General features: G+C 72.2%; 15 protein-coding genes and 5 pseudogenes. 10 read left to right on the top strand and 10 right to left on the bottom strand.

From position 1 onward, the window contains the following. Positions 1 to 204, bottom strand: a pseudogene (locus tag FHS37_RS38990) (hypothetical protein); the annotation flags it as partial. A gap of 110 nt (positions 205 to 314) precedes the next feature. Here FHS37_RS38990 and FHS37_RS34320 point away from each other — a divergent pair. Together FHS37_RS34320 and FHS37_RS34315 are read left to right on the top strand one after the other, a co-directional pair. Further along, positions 315 to 707: an SgcJ/EcaC family oxidoreductase gene (locus FHS37_RS34320; RefSeq protein WP_184828478.1), complete on the top strand. Its 393-nt coding sequence runs from the start codon at positions 315 to 317 to the stop codon at positions 705 to 707. Positions 708 to 931: 224 nt separating this feature from the next. Further along, positions 932 to 1,114, top strand: a pseudogene (locus FHS37_RS34315) (M4 family metallopeptidase); the annotation flags it as partial. Positions 1,115 to 1,149: 35 nt separating this feature from the next. Here the strand turns inward: FHS37_RS34315 and FHS37_RS34310 are convergent. Beyond that, the gene (locus FHS37_RS34310) at positions 1,150 to 1,632 is read right to left on the bottom strand and encodes a DUF6644 family protein (RefSeq protein ID WP_221500642.1); all 483 of its coding nucleotides are present in this window, start codon (positions 1,630 to 1,632) and stop codon (positions 1,150 to 1,152) included. A 3-nt stretch (positions 1,633 to 1,635) separates the two neighbouring features. Beyond that, positions 1,636 to 2,298 (bottom strand): DUF6152 family protein, encoded by a 663-nt coding sequence (locus FHS37_RS34305; RefSeq protein WP_184828476.1) that lies wholly within the window; start codon positions 2,296 to 2,298, stop codon positions 1,636 to 1,638. Positions 2,299 to 2,375: 77 nt separating this feature from the next. Between FHS37_RS34305 and FHS37_RS34300 the strand changes: the two genes are divergently transcribed. Further along, a complete protein-coding gene (locus FHS37_RS34300) occupies positions 2,376 to 3,272 on the top strand; it encodes a LysR family transcriptional regulator (RefSeq protein WP_184828474.1) in 897 nt (298 codons plus the stop codon). Between the two features lie 542 nt (positions 3,273 to 3,814). On the opposite strand, the gene FHS37_RS34295 is transcribed toward FHS37_RS34300, so the two are convergent. Continuing rightward, on the bottom strand, positions 3,815 to 4,417 hold the full coding sequence (locus FHS37_RS34295; RefSeq protein ID WP_311136976.1) for a helix-turn-helix domain-containing protein: 603 nt from the start codon (positions 4,415 to 4,417) through the stop codon (positions 3,815 to 3,817). Between the two features lie 75 nt (positions 4,418 to 4,492). Then, positions 4,493 to 5,434: a helix-turn-helix transcriptional regulator gene (locus FHS37_RS34290; RefSeq protein WP_184828471.1), complete on the bottom strand. Its 942-nt coding sequence runs from the start codon at positions 5,432 to 5,434 to the stop codon at positions 4,493 to 4,495. Between the two features lie 97 nt (positions 5,435 to 5,531). Between FHS37_RS34290 and FHS37_RS34285 the strand changes: the two genes are divergently transcribed. Further along, positions 5,532 to 5,891, top strand: coding sequence for a VOC family protein (locus FHS37_RS34285; protein ID WP_184828469.1), 360 nt, complete (start codon positions 5,532 to 5,534; stop codon positions 5,889 to 5,891). Positions 5,892 to 6,188: 297 nt separating this feature from the next. On the opposite strand, the gene FHS37_RS41380 is transcribed toward FHS37_RS34285, so the two are convergent. Continuing rightward, a complete protein-coding gene (locus tag FHS37_RS41380; RefSeq protein ID WP_446001701.1) occupies positions 6,189 to 7,205 on the bottom strand; it encodes a maleylpyruvate isomerase N-terminal domain-containing protein in 1,017 nt (338 codons plus the stop codon). A gap of 82 nt (positions 7,206 to 7,287) precedes the next feature. Then, a pseudogene (locus FHS37_RS41375) lies at positions 7,288 to 7,368 on the bottom strand (hypothetical protein); the annotation flags it as partial. A 393-nt stretch (positions 7,369 to 7,761) separates the two neighbouring features. Here FHS37_RS41375 and FHS37_RS34270 point away from each other — a divergent pair. From FHS37_RS34270 to FHS37_RS41220, 3 genes and pseudogenes are all read left to right on the top strand, one after another. Continuing rightward, entirely contained in the window at positions 7,762 to 9,246 is a 1,485-nt protein-coding gene (locus FHS37_RS34270) for an alpha/beta hydrolase (RefSeq protein WP_184828467.1), read from the top strand. Between the two features lie 52 nt (positions 9,247 to 9,298). Further along, positions 9,299 to 9,903 (top strand): annotated as a pseudogene (locus FHS37_RS34265) (transposase); the annotation flags it as partial. Positions 9,904 to 9,906: 3 nt separating this feature from the next. Further along, a pseudogene (locus FHS37_RS41220) lies at positions 9,907 to 10,011 on the top strand (integrase core domain-containing protein); the annotation flags it as partial. Here the strand turns inward: FHS37_RS41220 and FHS37_RS34255 are convergent. Further along, positions 10,008 to 10,667, bottom strand: a complete 660-nt coding sequence (locus tag FHS37_RS34255) for a TetR/AcrR family transcriptional regulator (RefSeq protein WP_184828465.1) — start codon at positions 10,665 to 10,667, stop codon at positions 10,008 to 10,010. The pseudogene FHS37_RS41220 and the gene FHS37_RS34255 overlap by 4 nt on opposite strands. 171 nt (positions 10,668 to 10,838) lie before the next feature. On the opposite strand from FHS37_RS34255, the gene FHS37_RS34250 reads away from it, so the two are divergent. Then, positions 10,839 to 11,957: a serine hydrolase domain-containing protein gene (locus FHS37_RS34250; RefSeq protein WP_184828463.1), complete on the top strand. Its 1,119-nt coding sequence runs from the start codon at positions 10,839 to 10,841 to the stop codon at positions 11,955 to 11,957. Positions 11,958 to 12,336: 379 nt separating this feature from the next. Here the strand turns inward: FHS37_RS34250 and FHS37_RS34245 are convergent, their stop codons facing one another. Continuing rightward, the gene (locus FHS37_RS34245) at positions 12,337 to 13,371 is read right to left on the bottom strand and encodes a PH domain-containing protein (protein WP_184828461.1); all 1,035 of its coding nucleotides are present in this window, start codon (positions 13,369 to 13,371) and stop codon (positions 12,337 to 12,339) included. A 979-nt stretch (positions 13,372 to 14,350) separates the two neighbouring features. On the opposite strand from FHS37_RS34245, the gene FHS37_RS34240 reads away from it, so the two are divergent. Continuing rightward, on the top strand, positions 14,351 to 14,953 hold the full coding sequence (locus tag FHS37_RS34240; RefSeq protein WP_184828459.1) for a TetR/AcrR family transcriptional regulator: 603 nt from the start codon (positions 14,351 to 14,353) through the stop codon (positions 14,951 to 14,953). An 84-nt stretch (positions 14,954 to 15,037) separates the two neighbouring features. Further along, complete coding sequence (locus FHS37_RS34235) at positions 15,038 to 16,255, top strand: MFS transporter (protein ID WP_184828457.1); 1,218 nt, start codon at positions 15,038 to 15,040, stop codon at positions 16,253 to 16,255. A 354-nt stretch (positions 16,256 to 16,609) separates the two neighbouring features. Here the strand turns inward: FHS37_RS34235 and FHS37_RS34230 are convergent, their stop codons facing one another. After that, positions 16,610 to 17,392 carry a DUF899 domain-containing protein gene (locus tag FHS37_RS34230; protein WP_184828455.1) on the bottom strand — a complete coding sequence of 261 codons (783 nt, stop codon included), beginning with the start codon at positions 17,390 to 17,392 and terminating at the stop codon, positions 16,610 to 16,612. Positions 17,393 to 17,532: the final 140 nt, after the last annotated feature.

Genomic DNA, 17,532 nt, shown 5'->3' with positions numbered 1-17,532 from the left:
GCCGTGCTCGGCCGCCAGCACGGACAGCCGGTCCCGCGCCGCCACGCTCACCTTGATGCTCGTCTCATCTGCTGCCATACCCGTACTGTACCGCCCTCCTCTACTCCTGGTAGAGGACCGGTGTGCCCGGATCGTCGACCGCACCACGAGCAGCGGGAGTGCCGGATCCACCTGGGGCCCCGTGACGGCACCGTGCCTGGTCACGGAGATTCCTCCGTGTGCTCGATCAGGATCGGAGAGCAGGACTCGTCCGGGCGACCTCGACGACTGCGGCCCTTGACCTCAAGGGGACTTGAGGTACCAGAGTGAGCTGCATGGACACCGAAACCGCAGACATCAAGGCCATCGAGCAGGTCGTGGCTGCCGTCGAGCGTGCTCAGCGCGCCAAGGACGTCGAGGGGTTCCTCGCGCTCTTCCACCCCGACGCCCTCTGGACGACTGCTCACGGCAAGGTCCTCATCGGCTTCGAGGCGATCGCCGAGTTCACCCGCGCCGTCCTGCCCGACGCGAGTTGGGACGGCGAGGTCACCTACGAGGCAGTGCACACGCAGTTCCTGCGGCCCGACGTGGCGGCCGTCAAGGTCAGGCAGGTCTACCACTCGGCAGAGGGCGACACGGAGGGTGCCCCGCTCTACGTCATGACCAAGCAGGCAGACGGGACCTGGCTGCTGCACGCCTGCCAGAACACCGAAGTGCGCGTCGATTGACGATCCGTCAGAACGGTGTCGCCGGAAGCGGCGATGACCAGGACGGGCGCGGTCATCGGTCCTTCGGCCCCTCGTCCAGCGGCGGCGGGTTGCTCGTCGAGCCGTCCGGGGCGGTCGGCGAGTGCGTGTTCGCCACGCACGGCAGCAGGCGCCGTCGCCGGAGATGTCGACCTGTCGGCCGTGGTCGTAGGCGTGCGCCGGGATCCGGGTGGTGCCGGTGGAGTGGCATCGACCGGGCCAGGCTCGGCGCGATCTGGTACCGGGCGCTGACGGTCTGCATGACGTCCTCCACCACCTACGCCGACGCCCGCACGGCCACCCTGAACGCCGCCCGCGACCTGTACGGCGCGGACAGCGCGGAGCACCGGGCGGTGGGGGCGGCCTGGAGGGCGGTGGGCGTGAACTGACGCACGGCGTCCGGCACCGGGGCCCGGTCCGCCCGTCAGGTGTAGGCGAGCAGGCGGCCGGCCGCGATCACCGCCGTCCAGACCAGGATCGAGACGGTGGCCGCGGCCTTCGCCGCGACGGGCGGTGGGGCGCCGGTGTCCCAGCGGGCCACGGTGCGGTAGGTGCCGCCGTGGAAGACCGCCACGTTCACGGCGGCGACCAGCAGCAGGCCGAGCTTCCAGGGCGCCGCACCACTGTCGCCCACCGCGACGGCACCCGAGACGAACAGGACCGAGCCGCTGGCGACCGCGAGCGCGAGGCCGAGGCGGGCCAGCGGCAGCAGATGGCGGGCGGCGGCGGTGACGGGCAGCAGGTGGCGGCCGACGCCGAGCAGCCGGAGATCGAAGGCGACGGCCGGGCCGACCAGGAGCGCGATGCCGAGGATGTGGAAGCTCTCCAACGAGGAGTAGACGAGCGGTGTGGTGCGGACGGCCTCGCCCAGGGCGGACCGCTCCAGCCAGGAGAAGAAATCGTCCACGGCTCAGGTCCGGTTGGCGCGGCGTACGACGTGGAAGGCGCCCGCGACCAGCAGGATCAGGAAGCCGCCGCCGGTCAGCAGCCAGACGGTGGGGGCGGAGGAGTCGTCCGGCTCGGCGGCCACCGTGGCGGGGCCGGGGGTGTCCGCCGCATCCCCGCCTCCCTCGGCGGGCGTGGGTTCCGGCGGGACCGGCAGGGGCACGGAACGCTGTCGCACGGTCTGCCCGTCACCGCGGACGATCAGCTCGGGGCGCAGTTCGTCGGCGTGGTCGCGGTCGAGGTAGCCGACGACCTCCAGCCGTTCCCCCACCTCCACACGGCCCTCAAGCCCCCAGGCCGCCAGCCGTTCGATCGGTGCGAGGAAGAGGGTCAGCCGCTCGCTGCCACCGGAGTACGCCCGGGTGGCCTCCAGCACGTCACGCCCGCCGATCTCCTCCAGCTCCGCGGGCAGTTCCCGGTCCGCCCACTCGGCCGGCACATCGGTGCGCTCGACGCGCAGGGTCACCTCCGGGTGCGGGTTGCCCCAGGTCACGTCGGTGACGGTGCCGGAGGCGTAGGAGGGGGCGGTGGTGTCGTAATGTTCCCAGCCGTGGTGGGCGGCGGCCGGGGCGGCGGGTGCGAGGGCGAGAGCGAGGCCGAGGGCGGCGAGGGTTCGTGATCGTCGCATGGTCGGCAGTGTGGACGGCGGGCCCGCGCCCTTTGCCGATTGTTCATCGGATCCGGCGTGAGTGATTCCATGGGCCTATGAATCTCGAACAGCTGCGCTACGTCGTGGTGTTGGCGGAGGAGCTGCATTTCGGCCGCACCGCACGCCGTCTCGGGGTTCAGCAGCCGACGCTGAGCCAGCAGGTCCGGAAGCTGGAGGACGAGCTCGGTGTCTCCCTGTTCGACCGCAGTACGCGGGAGGTCAGCGTCACGGCGGCCGGCCGGAGCTTCGTCGCCGAGGCCCGGCACGCCCTGCGGCATGCCGAGCGGGCCCGCGCGGCGGCCCGCCGGACCGCGCGGGGCGACGTGGGGGAGCTGTCGCTGGGCTTCGTCGGCTCGGCGGTGCCCGAACTGCTCCCACGCCTGCTGCGCGGCTTCCGCCGGGCCTATCCTGGCGTCGAGGTGCAGGTCCGCGAGCTGCCGAGCGCCCGCCAGATCGAGGAGTTGTTCGCGGGCCGCATCGACGTGGGCATCCTGCACGCCCTCGACGAGGGCGCGGTTCCCGACGGGCTGGTGGGCGAGGAGGTGCTGCGGGACGTCCTGGTCGCGGCGCTGCCCCGCCGCCATCCGCTGGCCGCCTCGGCGCCGCTGCCCACGTCCGCCCTCGCCGACGAGCCCTTCGTCCTCTTCCCCCGCGCCCTGGGTCCCGCCCTGCACGACCGCGTCACCCGGCTGACCCGGGCGGCCGGTTTCGAGCCCCGGGTGGTGCAGGAGGCGGCTCACATGCAGACGATCGTCGGGCTGGTCGCCGCCGAGGTGGGGGTCTCCATCGTCCCCCGGACGGTGTCGAGCCTGCGTCAGCCCGATGTCGAGTTCCGCCGGCTCACTCCGGAACCGGAGCCGCTGTCGATGCAGTTGGTGTGGCGGAGCGGGGAGACCAGCCCGGTGGTCCGCAACTTCCGCCGACTGGTCGGCGAGTCCGGCCGGCCGCGATGAGCCGGAAGACACGCCCTGGTGCCGGGCTCCTCGAAGGGTGCACACATACCGGCGGCGTAAGCGCCTGGTGGGGGGGGGTGCAGGAGGGCTGAGCTCGGGCGTTGAGCCGGGATGTCGCGAGGCGGGTGGCCTGTTCGATCTCGGGTGGTCCGGCGAAGGACCGGCCGGCGAGGGCGGCCTTGCGGAAGATGCGCCACCAGCCTTCCCGGAGGCTGAGCCGGCAGGCGCCGACGGGGATGAAGACATGCCGGATTCCGGGTGGTCCTGAAGCCAGGTGCGGGTGGACAGGCTGCTGTGCGAGGACAGGTTGTCGGTGGCGAGCACGATCTCGCCGGCCGGGTTGTCCTCCTCCGGACGCTGCAGGAACTGCTGGCGGTAGATGCTGTTGCGCCAGGACGCGGTCATGGTGACCTCGTGTCCGTCGCGGATCCGCGGTGCTCCGTAGCCCCAGGCCCTCTCCGGTCCGCGGCCGTGGTCGACCTCGGATCCGATCCGGTGCCCGCTCGGCGACCAGCCCGGCGCCGGCGGGAACGTACGCGGGATCACCGGTCCGAGCCCGTCGGCGCAGACGACCGTCGCGCCTTCGGGCGGGCAGGTGCAGAGCCCGATGACCCCGGCCCTTCTCCCTCGAAGTCCGCGTCCTTCGAGCGGGTCCAGGACCGGGTGCGGCGCCGGCGCACGCCCTCGGCGAGCAGGATCCGGCGGACCTGGCTGCGGCCGATGGCGATACCCAGCCCCCTGGCCTCGGCAGTCAGTGAGTCAAGGGCCCACTTTGGCGGCCCCGATTCATCCGCCGCGGCCAGCTCCCCATCGGCCCGCACGGTCAGCCGGCCCGGCGGAGCCTGTCTGACCAGGCCGATGATCCTTGAACGTTCCGCCTCGGTGATCCGCCGCTTGCGGCCCTGACCGCCCAGGTCCTCCAGCCCGTCCAGGCCCGAGCGGTTGAAGCGGTGCAGCCAGCGGCGGACCGTCCTGGGACTGCACCTGAGCTCATCCGCAATGGCCGGCACCCTCTGCCCGGACCAGCTCGGCTCGACCGTCCGAGCCCGCACCACCAGATCACGCGGCGCCTTGCGCGCCCGCGACAGCCGACGTACGACCTGCTGCTCGTTCTCATCACGGCTCGGCCGTGCTCGTGACACCACCGTCCAGCACCCGCCCCCGAGTGACCGAACCACCCCGCCATCAGGACACATCCCCGGTGAAAGAGGAACCCGGCACTAGGCGTACCGGTGAAGGGTCCGTGTCGCGAGCTCGCGGATCCGGTCACGGGCCTCGGGGGGAGCGGTCACGACGAGGTCGTCCGCGAAGGGCAGCAACTGGCGCACGTCCTCGACCTCCCGACACGCCACCGTGATCGTGACCTCCTCGCCCTCCCGGGACCGCACGGTCAGACGGGAGCCGAGGATGCGCCTGGCACGGTCGAGCTGGCGGGCGGCGAGCCGGGCGTGTATCCGGACGGCACCGGTCGTCTCCCAGCGCGAGGTCAGTTCCGCCACCACGTCGGCGAGGGTCGTTCCGGGACGCAACCGGCGCGGGACACGCATCGGCCGCCAGTCGACGAGCCGTTCGAGGGCGTACAGCCGGGGGACTCCCGAGCGGTCGGCGACGAGGTACCACCGGCCCGCTTTGGCCAGGAGGCCGTACGGGTCGACGACCTGCCAGGCCGGCCCGGCGTCCTCGGAGCGCCGGTAGCGGATGCGCAGCCGCACACCGCGGCGCACGTCACCGACGACGGCGCTCGGGTCGGCCCCCTCGGCGTCCCGGCCGAACCAGGGCCTGTTGTCGGTGACGACGACGGCGCTGATCGGCAGTCGGGACGCCGTCGGCTGTCGCCGTGCCGCGACCTTCGCGCGGGCCCGGCGGCTCTCGGTGCCGGCGCCCAGCTGGTGCCGCTGCTCGTCGTCCAGGCCGTGCAGCACGAGGTGGTCGCGCTCGGCCGGGGTGAGCCGCGAGGTGTCGAGGGCGCCACCGGGCAGCAGCCTCACCCCGCCCCAGCGGCCGCGCTCGACCAGTACCGGAAAACCCGCCTCCTGCAGCCACCGCAGGTCCCTCAGCACGGTGCGCACCGAGACCCCCAGCTGCTCCGCGAGGTCGGCCGCGGTGACGACCTCGCGGGTCTGGAGGGCCAGCAACAGGGAGAAGAAACGATCCGGGGTCATGAGGCCGAGGTTCTCACGGGAACACGACAGGATCTGTCAGGTATGACCGGCAGGCTCCTGTCGTCCGGAACAACCGGCGGAACCGAAGGAGCAGCTCATGGCAGTCCCGAACATGGTCATCGTCTACGTCTCCGACGCACCGGCGTCCACCCGCTTCTACGCGGAACTGTTCGACATCGAGCCGAGCTTCGAAACGCCCAGGTTCGTCTCGTTCCCCCTCACCGACGGGTTCGAGCTGGCCCTGTGGAGCGGGGTCTCGGACCACCTGACGGCGCCGCGCACCAGTGAACTGTGCGTGACCGTGGACGGCGGTCCCGAACGGATCGACCAGCAGTTCCGGGACTGGACGGCGAAGGGCGTCAAGACGGTGGAGGAACCCCACGACGAGGTGTTCGGCCGCACCTTCGTCGTCGCCGACCCCGACGGCAACCTGATCCGGGTGGCACCCGTCGACTGACGTGCCGTGCCCGCCGGGACGGGCCGCCGCGGGATGCTCACCGCGCTCGCCGACCACCTCACCGCCCACGGCCCGGTCCGGGAGATGCCTGCCGGGCCCCTGCCCGGCACCTACGACCCGACCGGGCCGGGGAAGCCGTGGTCCGCGTTCTTCGCCGCGATGGCGGGGACCGAGCCGGAGAACATCCGCGAGCCCACGCTCGAACGGCCTCGGGGGACATCGGTACAGCCGTTGGCGCCGGGAATGATCACGGTCGGCCGGTGCTGTGACCGGGAACGTTCGCCGGGGCCGGCTCGATCAGTCCGGTCGTGCTGCTTCCCACCTCCATGAGGTCCGGCGGGGGAGGCCGTCGAGTTCTCCGCGGCCGGTGCACCAGAGGAGTACCTGAGTGGGGTCTCCGGGCGGGGCGGCGGGGAAGAGCCGGTCGAGCACTGCTGCGCTCAGCGGTGCCGGTGGCAGCCAGTCCACGGACAGTCCCTGCGCGATGTCGTAGGTGTGCAGCAGGGTCTCGGCGACGCCCATCGCGGCGAACCCCCCGGGATCGCACGGGCCCCAGTGCCAGGCCCTCAGGGTCGGGTCGGCCGTGGCCAGGGCGCTGCTGAGCAGTCCGCCGCAGGCGGTGACGGCCTGGAGCACTCCGGCCGGCGAGGCGGTGGGGCGGACGTTCAGGTCGATGGGAAGGTAGGCGTCGGTGGGCTGTGCCGCCAGCTGTCCTGCGTAGGCCAGTAGGTCGTGGCCGATGTGGGCTGCCGTCCGCCAGCAGGTCCATTCGAGCGACCCCGCCGGCACCGTCCAGTCCTCGGCGGTACGGGGGCCGAGCACCTGCAGCGTCTCTGCCACAGCGGCGTCGACGTCTTCGTGGTCCATGGAGAGCTCCTCACGCTCCGTGCGGTGGGACTGGGCCGGTTGTCGATCCTTCTCCCCGCGGATGCGGGCGCGCTCTCGGCGCTGGGCGGCGAGGACGTCGCGGTGGCGTGCGTCGGCGTTGCGCCGGCGCAGGGAGCGGTGCGGGGCCTGGGTCTGTGCGGGGTGACCGCGGTGGCGGGAGTCGGTCCGGGTGGACCGGCGCAGCGGGCCGAAGCGGGCCCCGATCGGGTTGGCCCAGGAGGCGCAGGCCGGGGTGAAGACACGGCTCGGCCTTGTGCTTCTTCGCCCAGCGGTGGATGTCCGCGCCGGTGTGGGCGGAGGGGTGTCCCGGACGATGTGGATCGGGGCGCCGTCGGGGCGGGCGGCGCGGAGCGGCGCCGGCGCCGCCAGGGGGGTGGCGGTGCCCTTGCGGCGGCGGTTGACGCCCCGCAGACGGTCGTCGTCCACGGAGCGGCAGCCGTGGAAGCAGGTGACGCCGTCGAGGGGCCTGGCAGGCCAGGCCGATCTCGTGGAACCGGTGGATGACGTCCCGGACGGTGTCCTCGTCGGCCTGGACCGGCTGCGCGATCACCGGGACGCGGTTCCCGCCGGCGGACGCCAGCACCCTCATCGCCCGCCGGCAGCGCACCGGGTCGGTACTCCCCCGGCGCACGGTCTGCCGCAGCTTCCGCCCTTCCTGACCGGTCGGTCTGCACTCCCCACAGGCTCGGTCACCACACCTCCAGCGATCGGATCGGAACCGACGTCACCACCCATCCAACCGCCCTGACCACCGACCCGGCGAACCTTCCCGGTCACGGCACTGGTGCGGCGGAGCCCTTTCCCTGACCCAATCCGGACCTTCTTCGCCCTGGGGCCCCGATCGCCCCTGAGCAGTCCCCGACCAGACCCGGAGAAGCCCCTGACAGGGGCCTCACACGACCGACAGTGCACCTAACGTGACGACGGTGCCCCGGCCGGGTCCGCACCCCTGACACAATCGCTCTCTTCACGAGGAGGATCCATGCCGTTAAGGGGCAGATCCGCACTGCGGCGCATTGCCGCGCGAGGCACGACCATGGCCGTGGCAGCCGCCATGGCCGTCATCACCGGCCTCGCCGCCGCTCCCGCGGTCCACGCGTCTCCGTCTGCCGCAGGGGCCCTGCGGTGGGCACCGTGTGACGACCCGGAGAAGCCGGGAGCCGACTGCGCCACTCTTTCGGTGCCGGTCGACTGGGCCCACCCGGACGGGCCGAGACTCGACCTGGCTGTGGCCCGCCGCAAGGCCACCGACCCCGGCGCACGCGTCGGCTCGATGGTGTTCGGCCCCGGCGGGCCGGGCGATTCGGGTGTGGAGATGGTGGTGGGCCGTATCAGCCGGTTCAGCCCCGAGGTCCGCCGCAGGTTCGACATCGTCAGCTTCGACCCGCGCGGCGTGGGCGGCAGCAACCCGGTGACCTGCTCCGGCGACCTGCTTGCCGAGCGGCCGTCACCGGAGCTGAAGAGCCAGGCGGACTTCGACGCCACCATGGCGTACAACAGGCGGCTCCGTGCCGACTGCCGGGCCCGTACCGGCCCGGTGTTCGACCACCTTGACACCGCCCAGACAGTCCGGGACCTGGACGCCCTCCGGGCCGCCCTCGGCGAGCGGAAACTGACCTTCCACGGCAGCTCGTACGGCACACTGCTCGGGGCCCAGTACGCCGAGACCTACCCGCGCCGCGTGCGCGCGATGGTGCTCGAGAGCGTCATGGACCACAGCGTCCCGACCACCCGTGACTTCCTTCACGCCGAGGCGGCCACGGCAGAGGATTCATTCCAGGAGTTCGTGAAGTGGTGCGACGGTGCCGCAGACTGCGCGCTGCACGGCCGCGACGTCCGCGCCGTCTGGCAGGGTCTGCTGGCCCGGGCCGGGCGCGGCGAGCTGGAGGACCCTGCGAAGCCGGGCACCTCGCTGTCGTCTTCTGACCTGGTCAACAAGATCGCGTTCCGGAAGTTCTACGAGGCCGACTACGCGGGTCTGGCCACGGCGATCGCGGGGATGGAGGCGAGCAAGCCGCTGCCCGCGTCGCCCACCTCGATAGCGCCGCTGCCTCCGGCCACGCCGGTCTTCTGCTCGGACTGGCACCTGCCAGTGCGCGACTACAAGGAGTACGCCTCGCTCGTCGCCATGATGAACATGACGGCACCTGACCTGCCTTACCTGCTGCCGATCCACATGGCAGCGGCGTGTCTGGGCGCGCCGACCGCCAACCCGCAGCACCGCCTGGACGCACACGGTGCCCCGCCGATCCTGGTGTCCAACGCGCTGCACGACCCCGCCACCGGCTACCCGTGGGCGGTCTCGGTGGCCCGGCAGCTCGGCCGCAGCGGCGTGCTCCTCACCTACGAGGGCCACGGCCACGGCAGCGTCACCAGCGGCCCGTGTATGGAGGACGCCGTGGACAGCTACCTCACCGACCTGGCAGTCCCACCACGGGGCACCAGCTGCCCCGCCGTGCCGTCCTGACAACTCGCCGATCCGGATCCGCCTGGAAGGCGGGTCCGGTGGGAAGACGATCGTGACGCGCAGACAAGTCACCGACGACCAGTGGAAGTCGATCGAGCCGTTCCTGCCGATGGGTGAGTACGGTCGGTACCCCGAGCGGCTGCGGGATCAGTTCGAGGGAGTGATCTGGCGGTTCAGGACAGGCGCTCAATGGCGTGAGATGTCCGGCGAGTTCGGGCCCTGGCCGACCGTCTGCGGACGCTTCCGGGTCCGGAGGAACGCCGACGTCTTCACCGCACTGCTGGAGGGCCTCGTCGCCGAAGCCGCCCGCCGAGGCAGGACAGACTTACCCCTGGTCAGCGTCGGCTCCACAACCGTCCGTGCTCACCACGACGCCGCCGGGACGATCGTCGGCAAGGACGTCATGGAGGCTCTTGAGGAAGCCGCCGACGAGCAGGAACACGCCCGGCAAAAAGGGGCGACGAGGCGGAACAGAACGGGCGGGACGACAGGAGCGAACCTGGGCGTGCCGAACGTCGACGCGACCGCCGCCGACGCAGGTTCCGTCTGGGGGAAGCCCTGCCCGGCAGGTCCCGCGGCGGACCGACCAGCAAGATTCACCTTGCTGCCGACCGCAAGCGCCGACCTCTGTCGTTCGTCCTGACCGCAGGGCGGGCCGCGTTTCCCGACTGGCTGGACTGGTACAACCACCACCGACCCCATACCGGCATCGGCGGCCACCCACCAGCCAGCCGCGTCACCAACCTGTCCGGACAACACACCTAGCTCGGGCGGATCGCGGCCTCGATGTGGGCGAGGTGGGCGGCGAGGATCTCCTCGAACGCGGCACGGCGGTCCGCCCCGAGGGGACGGACGTCGCGGGCGAAGTGGGCCAGGGCCGGGAAGCGTTCGGGGTCGGCGCCCAGGACCGCGACGCGGAACAGCTCCATGGCCTGTTCGTGCTCTCCGGGGGCGACGGTGCTGACCCCGGCCTCGGAGGCGATCAGCGCGGCGATGAGGACCGCTGTCCGGTGGTAGCGCGCCGGGATCTCCTCGTCGGGCAGTCCCGACGCGCGCAGAGCCTGCAGCACCTCTTCCATGACCAGCCGGGAACCGGTGCCGGAGGAGGCGTAGCGCCCCCAGACCGCGGCGAGCTGGGGCTGCCGGCCGAAGGCCTCCCTCACGCGCAGGGCCAGGGCGGTGATGCGCTGCTTCCAGTCGCCCTCGGGGCGGTAGCCGTCCATCGCGGCCAGGAGGATCCGGTCGGCGACCGCGCGCAGCAGTTCGGTCTTGCTGCGGAAGTGCCGGTAGAGGCTGGAGGAATCCGTTCCGAGGGCCGCGGCCAGCTTGCGCACGCTGAACGAATCCGCGTCGCTCGTGCGCAGCAGCTCCGCCGCCGCATCCAGGATCTCCTCGGTCGTCCAACGCCTTCGACCTGCCATCTCGCCCCTCTCGCCGGATCTCAGCCTACTTGTGCACTCGGTGATGCACGCACCGCGTGCATAATGAGGACATGAGTGTGCCGGGCGGGTCGGCACGCCACTCGTGCCCCGTTGTCCGGGTCAGGCGACCGATGCGGAGCTCACCCCGGGTGACACGAAAGGACGCATGACGTGAAGAACCCACTGGATTCCGCGGCGCTGGCCGCCGCCATCGAGGACGTCCACCGCGCCGGGATGCCGGGCCTGTTCGCCGAGGTGCGCGACGGCGACCGGGTCTGGCGCGGCGCCGCCGGGGTCGCCGACGTCGCCACCGGCCGCCCCGTCACCGCCGGCATGCGGCACCGCGTCGGCAGCATCACCAAGACCTTCACCGCCGCCGCGGTGCTGCAGCAGGTCGAGCGCGGTCGGATCGGGCTCGACACACCGATCGGCCGGTACCTTCCGACGCTGGTTCCCGGCGAACGCGGTGACGCGATCACGGTCCGGATGCTGCTCAACCACACCAGCGGCCTCGCCGAGTACCTCCCGTACGCCTACCCCTCCCTCAAGGCGTACCCCGTCCTCGCGGACACCGGACCCCAGAGCCTGGACGACCACCGGTTCACGCGGTTCGACCCCACCGAGCTGATCGGGATGGGGGTCACCGCACCCGCCGTCGGCGCCCCGGGCGGCACTCCGGGCGTGTACTCGAACACCAACTACCTGCTCCTGGTCCAGCTCCTGGAACGGGTGACCGGCACCACCGCCGAGCGCTGCATCACCCGGGACGTCATCGAGCGCGCCGGGCTCCGGGACACCGGGCTGCCCACCGGGCCGTACGTCGACGGGCCGCACTCGCGGCTCTACGAGGCGTGGTTCGGCATGATCGACCCGCCGCGCGACTACAGCGTCTACGACATGTCCTGGGTGGGGCCGTCGGCCTCGCTGGTGTCGACCGTCTCGGACCTCAACCGCTTCTTCGGCATGCTGCTGGCCGGGGAGATCGTCAGCCCGTCGTCGCTGGCGCAGATGCAGCGCACCGTCCCGGTCGTCTCCCAGGAGGGGAAGACGATCGACTACGGCCTCGGGCTGCACCCGATGGAGGGTCCCGGCCAGGGCGTCTTCTGGGGCCACGGCGGCACGGTCTGGGGCGGTGGGGCGCTGGCCATGATCCGTGCCGACGGCAAGCGGCAGATGGCGGTCGCGGTGAACCTGCAGAGGTGGAACAGGCTCGACTCCTCCGGCGAGCCGCAGCCCCATCCCGTCGACGACGCGCTCGCGACCCTGTACCGCGTGGCGATGTACGGCTGACCGGGCCGCCTGCCGAACCCGTCGGCGGCTCCCGTTCCTCCTCGTCCTAGTCGGGACCGCCCGCACCCGGGCCGCGCAGCGGGCGCGGGCCGCCGCCGACCGGGGTGGAGGCGCAAAGGCCGTGGCGGCCGGGCACGTCGAGGTTCGCGTGCCATGGCCTGACGCCAGGCGCTGAGGTTCGGAATGCCGACTGCCAGGGCGAGGGCACTGCTCTCCCGCACCAGGGATGACGCGCCGCCCGGGCGGGCGGCGCGTCACCCGGGGCCGGCCGCGACCGAGGGGCGGGCACAGCCGGCGACTCCACCGCGCGTCAGCGTGCCCGCACGCTCCCGCCGGCCAGCGACAAGCCGGGCCTTCCCATGCACGAGAGGGCGACGGGCTACGTCATCGATTCGGTGTGGGGATGTTCGGGTGCCGCCGGGCAGACGTGGAGCTGCTGCCTGTAGCCGCTGCCGATCTGGACCGCGGTGGGCCGGTCGGGGTCGAAGTGGTCCGAGCCGGGGGACGGTTCGGCAGTGGGGTCCTCGGACGGGGACCAGCTGCGCCCCTCGTCGTCCCCCTTCTCGAACGTGGCGATGGTCAGCAGGAGGTCCATCTCAGTGCCGCATTCGGGGCAGGGCCGCGGAACGGGGTCGGTGGAGTCCCAGGCGGGCCAGCCGCCGACCTTCCAGCCGGGCGCACTGGACAGCACGCAGTCGTAGTACGTCCACGGGTCCATGTCCTCCTCGGCTGCCTGCGGCACACTCCACTGCCTGAGCTGCTCCTGCAGTTCCGCACTCAGCTCCAGGTGGTCGGGGTACTCGGTGACCTGCTCCGGGTGGAGCAGGCACGGCTCGGGCAGGTAGCTGTCGAACTGCATCGCGGGCGGTTCGGGGGGCGTGGCGAGGACGTCGGTGACGGTGGCTGCCGACCGCCAGAACAGCACGGTCCTGGGCATGATCGGATGGTCGAAGGGGCACCACAGGACCTGCAGCAGGTCCGTTCCTTCAGGCGTGCGCAGATCGGGCACGTCCCGCGCGTACAGCTGCGCGACGGGCAGCATCGCCATGGGACCGTCGTACGGCCGGACCGCCACCCTCACCGGGAACTTCTGAGGGGGCCGGATCCGCTCGAGGGTCTGTCGTTCCCGCGGGGTCAGGTCCCTGCCGTGCGAGGCGGCGCGGATCCGTCGCTCCAGCCGCACGTCCGCCGGGGACAGGGCCGGGTTCACCCCGTCCACCACGTGGGGGCCCTCGCAGTGGGGCCACGGCTCGTCGGCGGGCCACAGGAGCGGTCCGCCGATCGAGCTGTCGTACCACGTCGGTGCCCCGGGCCGGGGGTGCAACCGGGTCGCCGTGCGTGCCAGCGGGGCCAGTTGAGGAAAAACCGCGGTGACGTCGAGCGGCCGCGGCGGAGTGACAGGAGTGACCTTCATGGCCACGATCTTGCCGACCGCCTCTGACAACGGCTCTCGCGACCGCCCCGGGCAGCCCTCTCCGAGCGTTCCGCGGCTTCCTTGTCCCGCACTTCCCGGGTACGCGAACACTCCCGAGGCCTGTGGCGGAAGTGCTGGTCGCGGCCCTGTGAGGGAGTGCTCCAGCGGGCGCCCGAGCGGCTCGGCCGGCGGAAGCGAGTCCTCGCCCGGCAGAAGCGATCAAGGCTCCGGAGGGCTCGGCCGGCGACGAGGGAAGGGTGGGACCTGTGACGACGCGGGACGGCGCTCCAGCCGTCACCGGCCGTGCCGAGATCCGTCCGTCCCGCTCAGCCCCGGCTCGGGCGCTCGAGAACGCAGGCATCCCGCCGGGAGAGCGGTGGGACGAGGCCGGTGGGACGGCCTTCCACTGGCCGAAGGGCGACCCGGTGCTCGCTCGTGGGCCCTGGGTGCACGGAGTCGTGCTGCTCCGGGGGAGCAGAGGCGGACGTCGCGGCCGGGGTTGTGCCTCGCGCGACGCGGCGGGCGCCCCTGCCCTCGACGCCGTCGCCTGGCTGCCCGTTCCACCCGGGCGCCGCGCCCGCCGACTCCCCGCTGGTCCTCGGTCGGCCGGCGCCGTTCCACCAGCCGCCTCAGCCTCCCCCGGGTCCCCCCGGCCTCCGCGGTCACCGCCGGCAGCTCGGTCCGCGGCACGATCTGTTTCGCCCGCACCGGACCCGACGCATCCGCCAGGGACACCGCGCGGACCTCCACCAGGGCCTGCTCGAAACTCGCCTGCGGCGTCACCCGCCTCCGCCGCCTTCACCGATCACTGCTGGAGCGGGCAGCGAGCAGCCGCGCCGGAACCACTGGTCCGTGACGTTCTGTGACGGGTGGCCGGGTGGGCCCTGACACGGTTCCGGCGTGGCAGCGGACCGGATGCCCGCAGCGGACGTCCGGAGAAGTATTGCAACGAGCGATCCAAAACAGTTAGGGTCGTGCCATGGCCCGACCGAGGACGTTCGACGAGGACAGCGCCCTGGACGCGGCGATGCGCACGTTCTGGGAGAAGGGCTACGAGGCCACCTCCACGCAGGACCTGTGTGACGCCACAGGGCTGGGGCGCAGCAGCATCTACAACACGTTCAAGAGCAAGCACGATCTCTTCGAACGCGCACTGGCCCGCTACGTCGACTCCATGACGACCGCTCAGCTGGCCGTCCTGGAGGACGCCCGGCGCAGTCCCGTCGACCGGCTGCGCGCCCTGTTCGCCATGGTGGTCGACGGTGAGACGGGGGCGGAGCGCCGGCCGGGCGGACGCGGCCCGGGCTGTCTGACCGTGAACACCACGGTCGAGCTGGTCGCCCGGGACCCGCGGGCGGCGGAGATGCTGGACCGCGACACGCGGCGCCGGCTGACCGTGTTGCGCGCGGTGATCGGGGAGGGGCAGCGGGACGGCAGCATCACCTCCCGCCGCGAGGCCGGAGCGCTTGCCCGCTTCGTCAACGCGGCGATCGCCGGCATGCGCGTCTCCAGTCAGGGCGGTGCCGACCGGGCCGCGCTGGAGTCCCTCGCCGACATCGCCATGGACGCGCTCACCGCCTGACGGCCCGGCCCGCGATGTCGGCGGTCGTGCGCGCCCAAGTTTTGTACCGACCTATCCATAATCAATCTCGGAGGGGACCGAACCGTGCCTCGTGCCGTATACGTCTTGGCGCTCGGCATCTTCGCCATGGTGACCAGCGAGTTCGTGGTCGCCGGACTGATGCCCCAGATGGCCGAAGGACTGGACGCGACCATCCCCCAGATCGGCTACCTCATCACCGCCTTCGCGGTGGCCATGGCCGTCGGCGGCCCCTTCCTGACCGTGGCCCTGATGAAGCTCCCGCCCCGTACGGCGCTGATGGTGCTGTTCGGCGTCTTCCTCGCCGGCAACGTACTGGCCGCCACCGCGACCGGCTACGGCACGATGATGGCCGCTCGGATCGTCACGGGCATCGCCTCCCAGGCGTTCTTCGGTGTGGGCATCTCGATGTGCGCCCGGATCACCCGCCCCGAGGTCCGTGGCCGCGCGATCGCTGCTGCGATGAACGGCCTCATGCTCGGCACGCTGCTCGGGCTGCCTCTGGCCACCCTGGTCGGCGGGCGCTTCGGCTGGCGTGCCGCGTTCTGGGCCATCACTCTGATCACCGTGGTCGCGGCCGTGGCCACCCTGTTCGGTGTGCCCCGCATCGAGCGCACGGAGGGCGGTGGCGACTTCCGCCAGGAGATCGGCGTCTTCAGGAAGCCCCGGATGTGGCTGGTGCTGTCCAGCAGCACGCTGATCATCGGTGCCACCTTCTCCGCCTTCAGCTACTTCAACCCCATCCTCACCGACGTCACGGGCTTCTCCACCGACACCGTGCCCCTGCTCCTCATCGCCTACGGCGCCGCCACCGTCATCGGCAACAACGTCGTCGGCCGCTTCGCCGACGGGCACACCGTCCCGGTGCTCGCCGTCGGCCTCGTCCTCAACACGGTGTTCCTGACCGGCTTCGCCCTCCTCGCCGACGTGCCCGCCCCGGCTGTCGTCTCCATGATGGGCATCGGCCTGGTCGGCGTGACCATGAACCCGGCCATGGTGACCCGCGTCCAGCGCACCGGCAACGCGGGCCCCCTGGTCAATACCGTGCACTCCTCCTTCATCACCCTCGGCATCATCCTCGGTTCCTCCATCGGCGCCGTCGTCATCGACGTCTGGGGCCTGCGAGCTCCCCTCTGGCTCGGCGCGGTCATGGCCCTGGCCGGCCTGGCCACCGTCCTGCCCGACCTCTCCCGCGGCACCACCCCGGTCACCGGCCCGGCGCCGGCCCTGCCCGACGAGCGGAACGAGCTCGCGCCGGCTGACCAGCCGGCAGGACAGCGGTAGCGGATGACGGTGGCGACAGCCGCAGTTCGGGCCGGGCCGACGGGAGCCGAGGGCCTGCCTGGCTCGAGCGGTGAGCACCCGCGGCCCGGCCGGCTTCGCCGTCCACCACGCCGCCCTGGACGACCTGATCCTCATGCGGCGATCCCTCGGCCGTCCCGAGGATCACCGCCGCGCGGACGAACTCGAACGCCTGCGCCCCCGAGGAACCGCGCGAGGACCTGCGCGGCGTGGCCCCGGACGGCATGAGCGCCACCGGAGACAGGGGCGCAGCCCCATGGGGCGGTCCGAGCCTCCGGAGCGCTCCCGGCACACGTCCTGACGCCGTGACGCGCCGACGCCGACGGCGACAGCGCGTCAGTGGTAGTGGCCGTGCCGGCCGAGGGTCTCCACGGGGGTCGCGCCGGGGCGGGTCCACTGCGGCACGGGGCGGCTGGTCGGCCCCCAGGTGGCGTTCCCGTCCGCGTCCGTGCGCCAGTACCAGCACGGCTGGTCCCCCTCGGGCCAGCCCTCGGGGGTGTCCTCCCACGCCTCGCCACGGCCGTAGGGGGTCATGTCGAGCAGGCCGAAGGAGCCGTTGGCCGGCTCGATGCCACGGCCCGTCGTGGAGTAGGTGAGGAACACGCGGTCGCCGTCGCGCAGGAAGCAGGCGAGGTATCCCATCTCCCCGCCGACCGGCTCGTCCAGGTCGCGCACCGAGTACCAGGGCTGGGTGTAGCCCATGAACGCGGTGTAGGCGGCCACCTCGTCCCACCGGCCCGTGGTCAGGACGGCGAACGAAACGCCGCGGGCGTTGAGGTAGACGGCGTCCTTCAGGTGCCAGGCCGCGGTGGTGCAGCCCTCGCACTGCCCCTGGTGCGGCGCGCCGTCGTACCACATGTGCTTGTAGACCACGAGCTCGTCGCGGCCCTGGAACAGGTCGAGGAACGGGACCGGGCCGTCGGGTCCGACGACTTCGACCGTCCCGTCGAGCTCCACCATCGGCAGCCGGCGGCGGGCCGCGGCGAGGGCGTCGCCCTCGTGGGTGTGGGCCTTCTCGCGGACCAGGAGCTCGTCACGGGCGGCCTGCCAGGTGGCCAGGTCGACCACGGGCGGGCGGCCGGGCAGCGCGGTGGTCGGGTCACTCGGTGTGTTCGTCATGGTGTCCTCCGTGGTGTCTCGTGCCGGGCGGTGCCCCACGACGGGTCACCAGGACAGACTCGTGGCCCGGCCGGAACTCATCGCGGCGGGAGCGCCCTCGGTCGGGCCCGCACGGACCGGCACGTCCGCCGAAGCGCCTT

This window comes from Streptomyces griseomycini, assembly GCF_014203535.1.
Classification (GTDB): Bacteria; Actinomycetota; Actinomycetes; order Streptomycetales; family Streptomycetaceae; genus Streptomyces; species Streptomyces griseomycini.
This window is presented reverse-complemented; position numbering and strand designations above follow the sequence as displayed.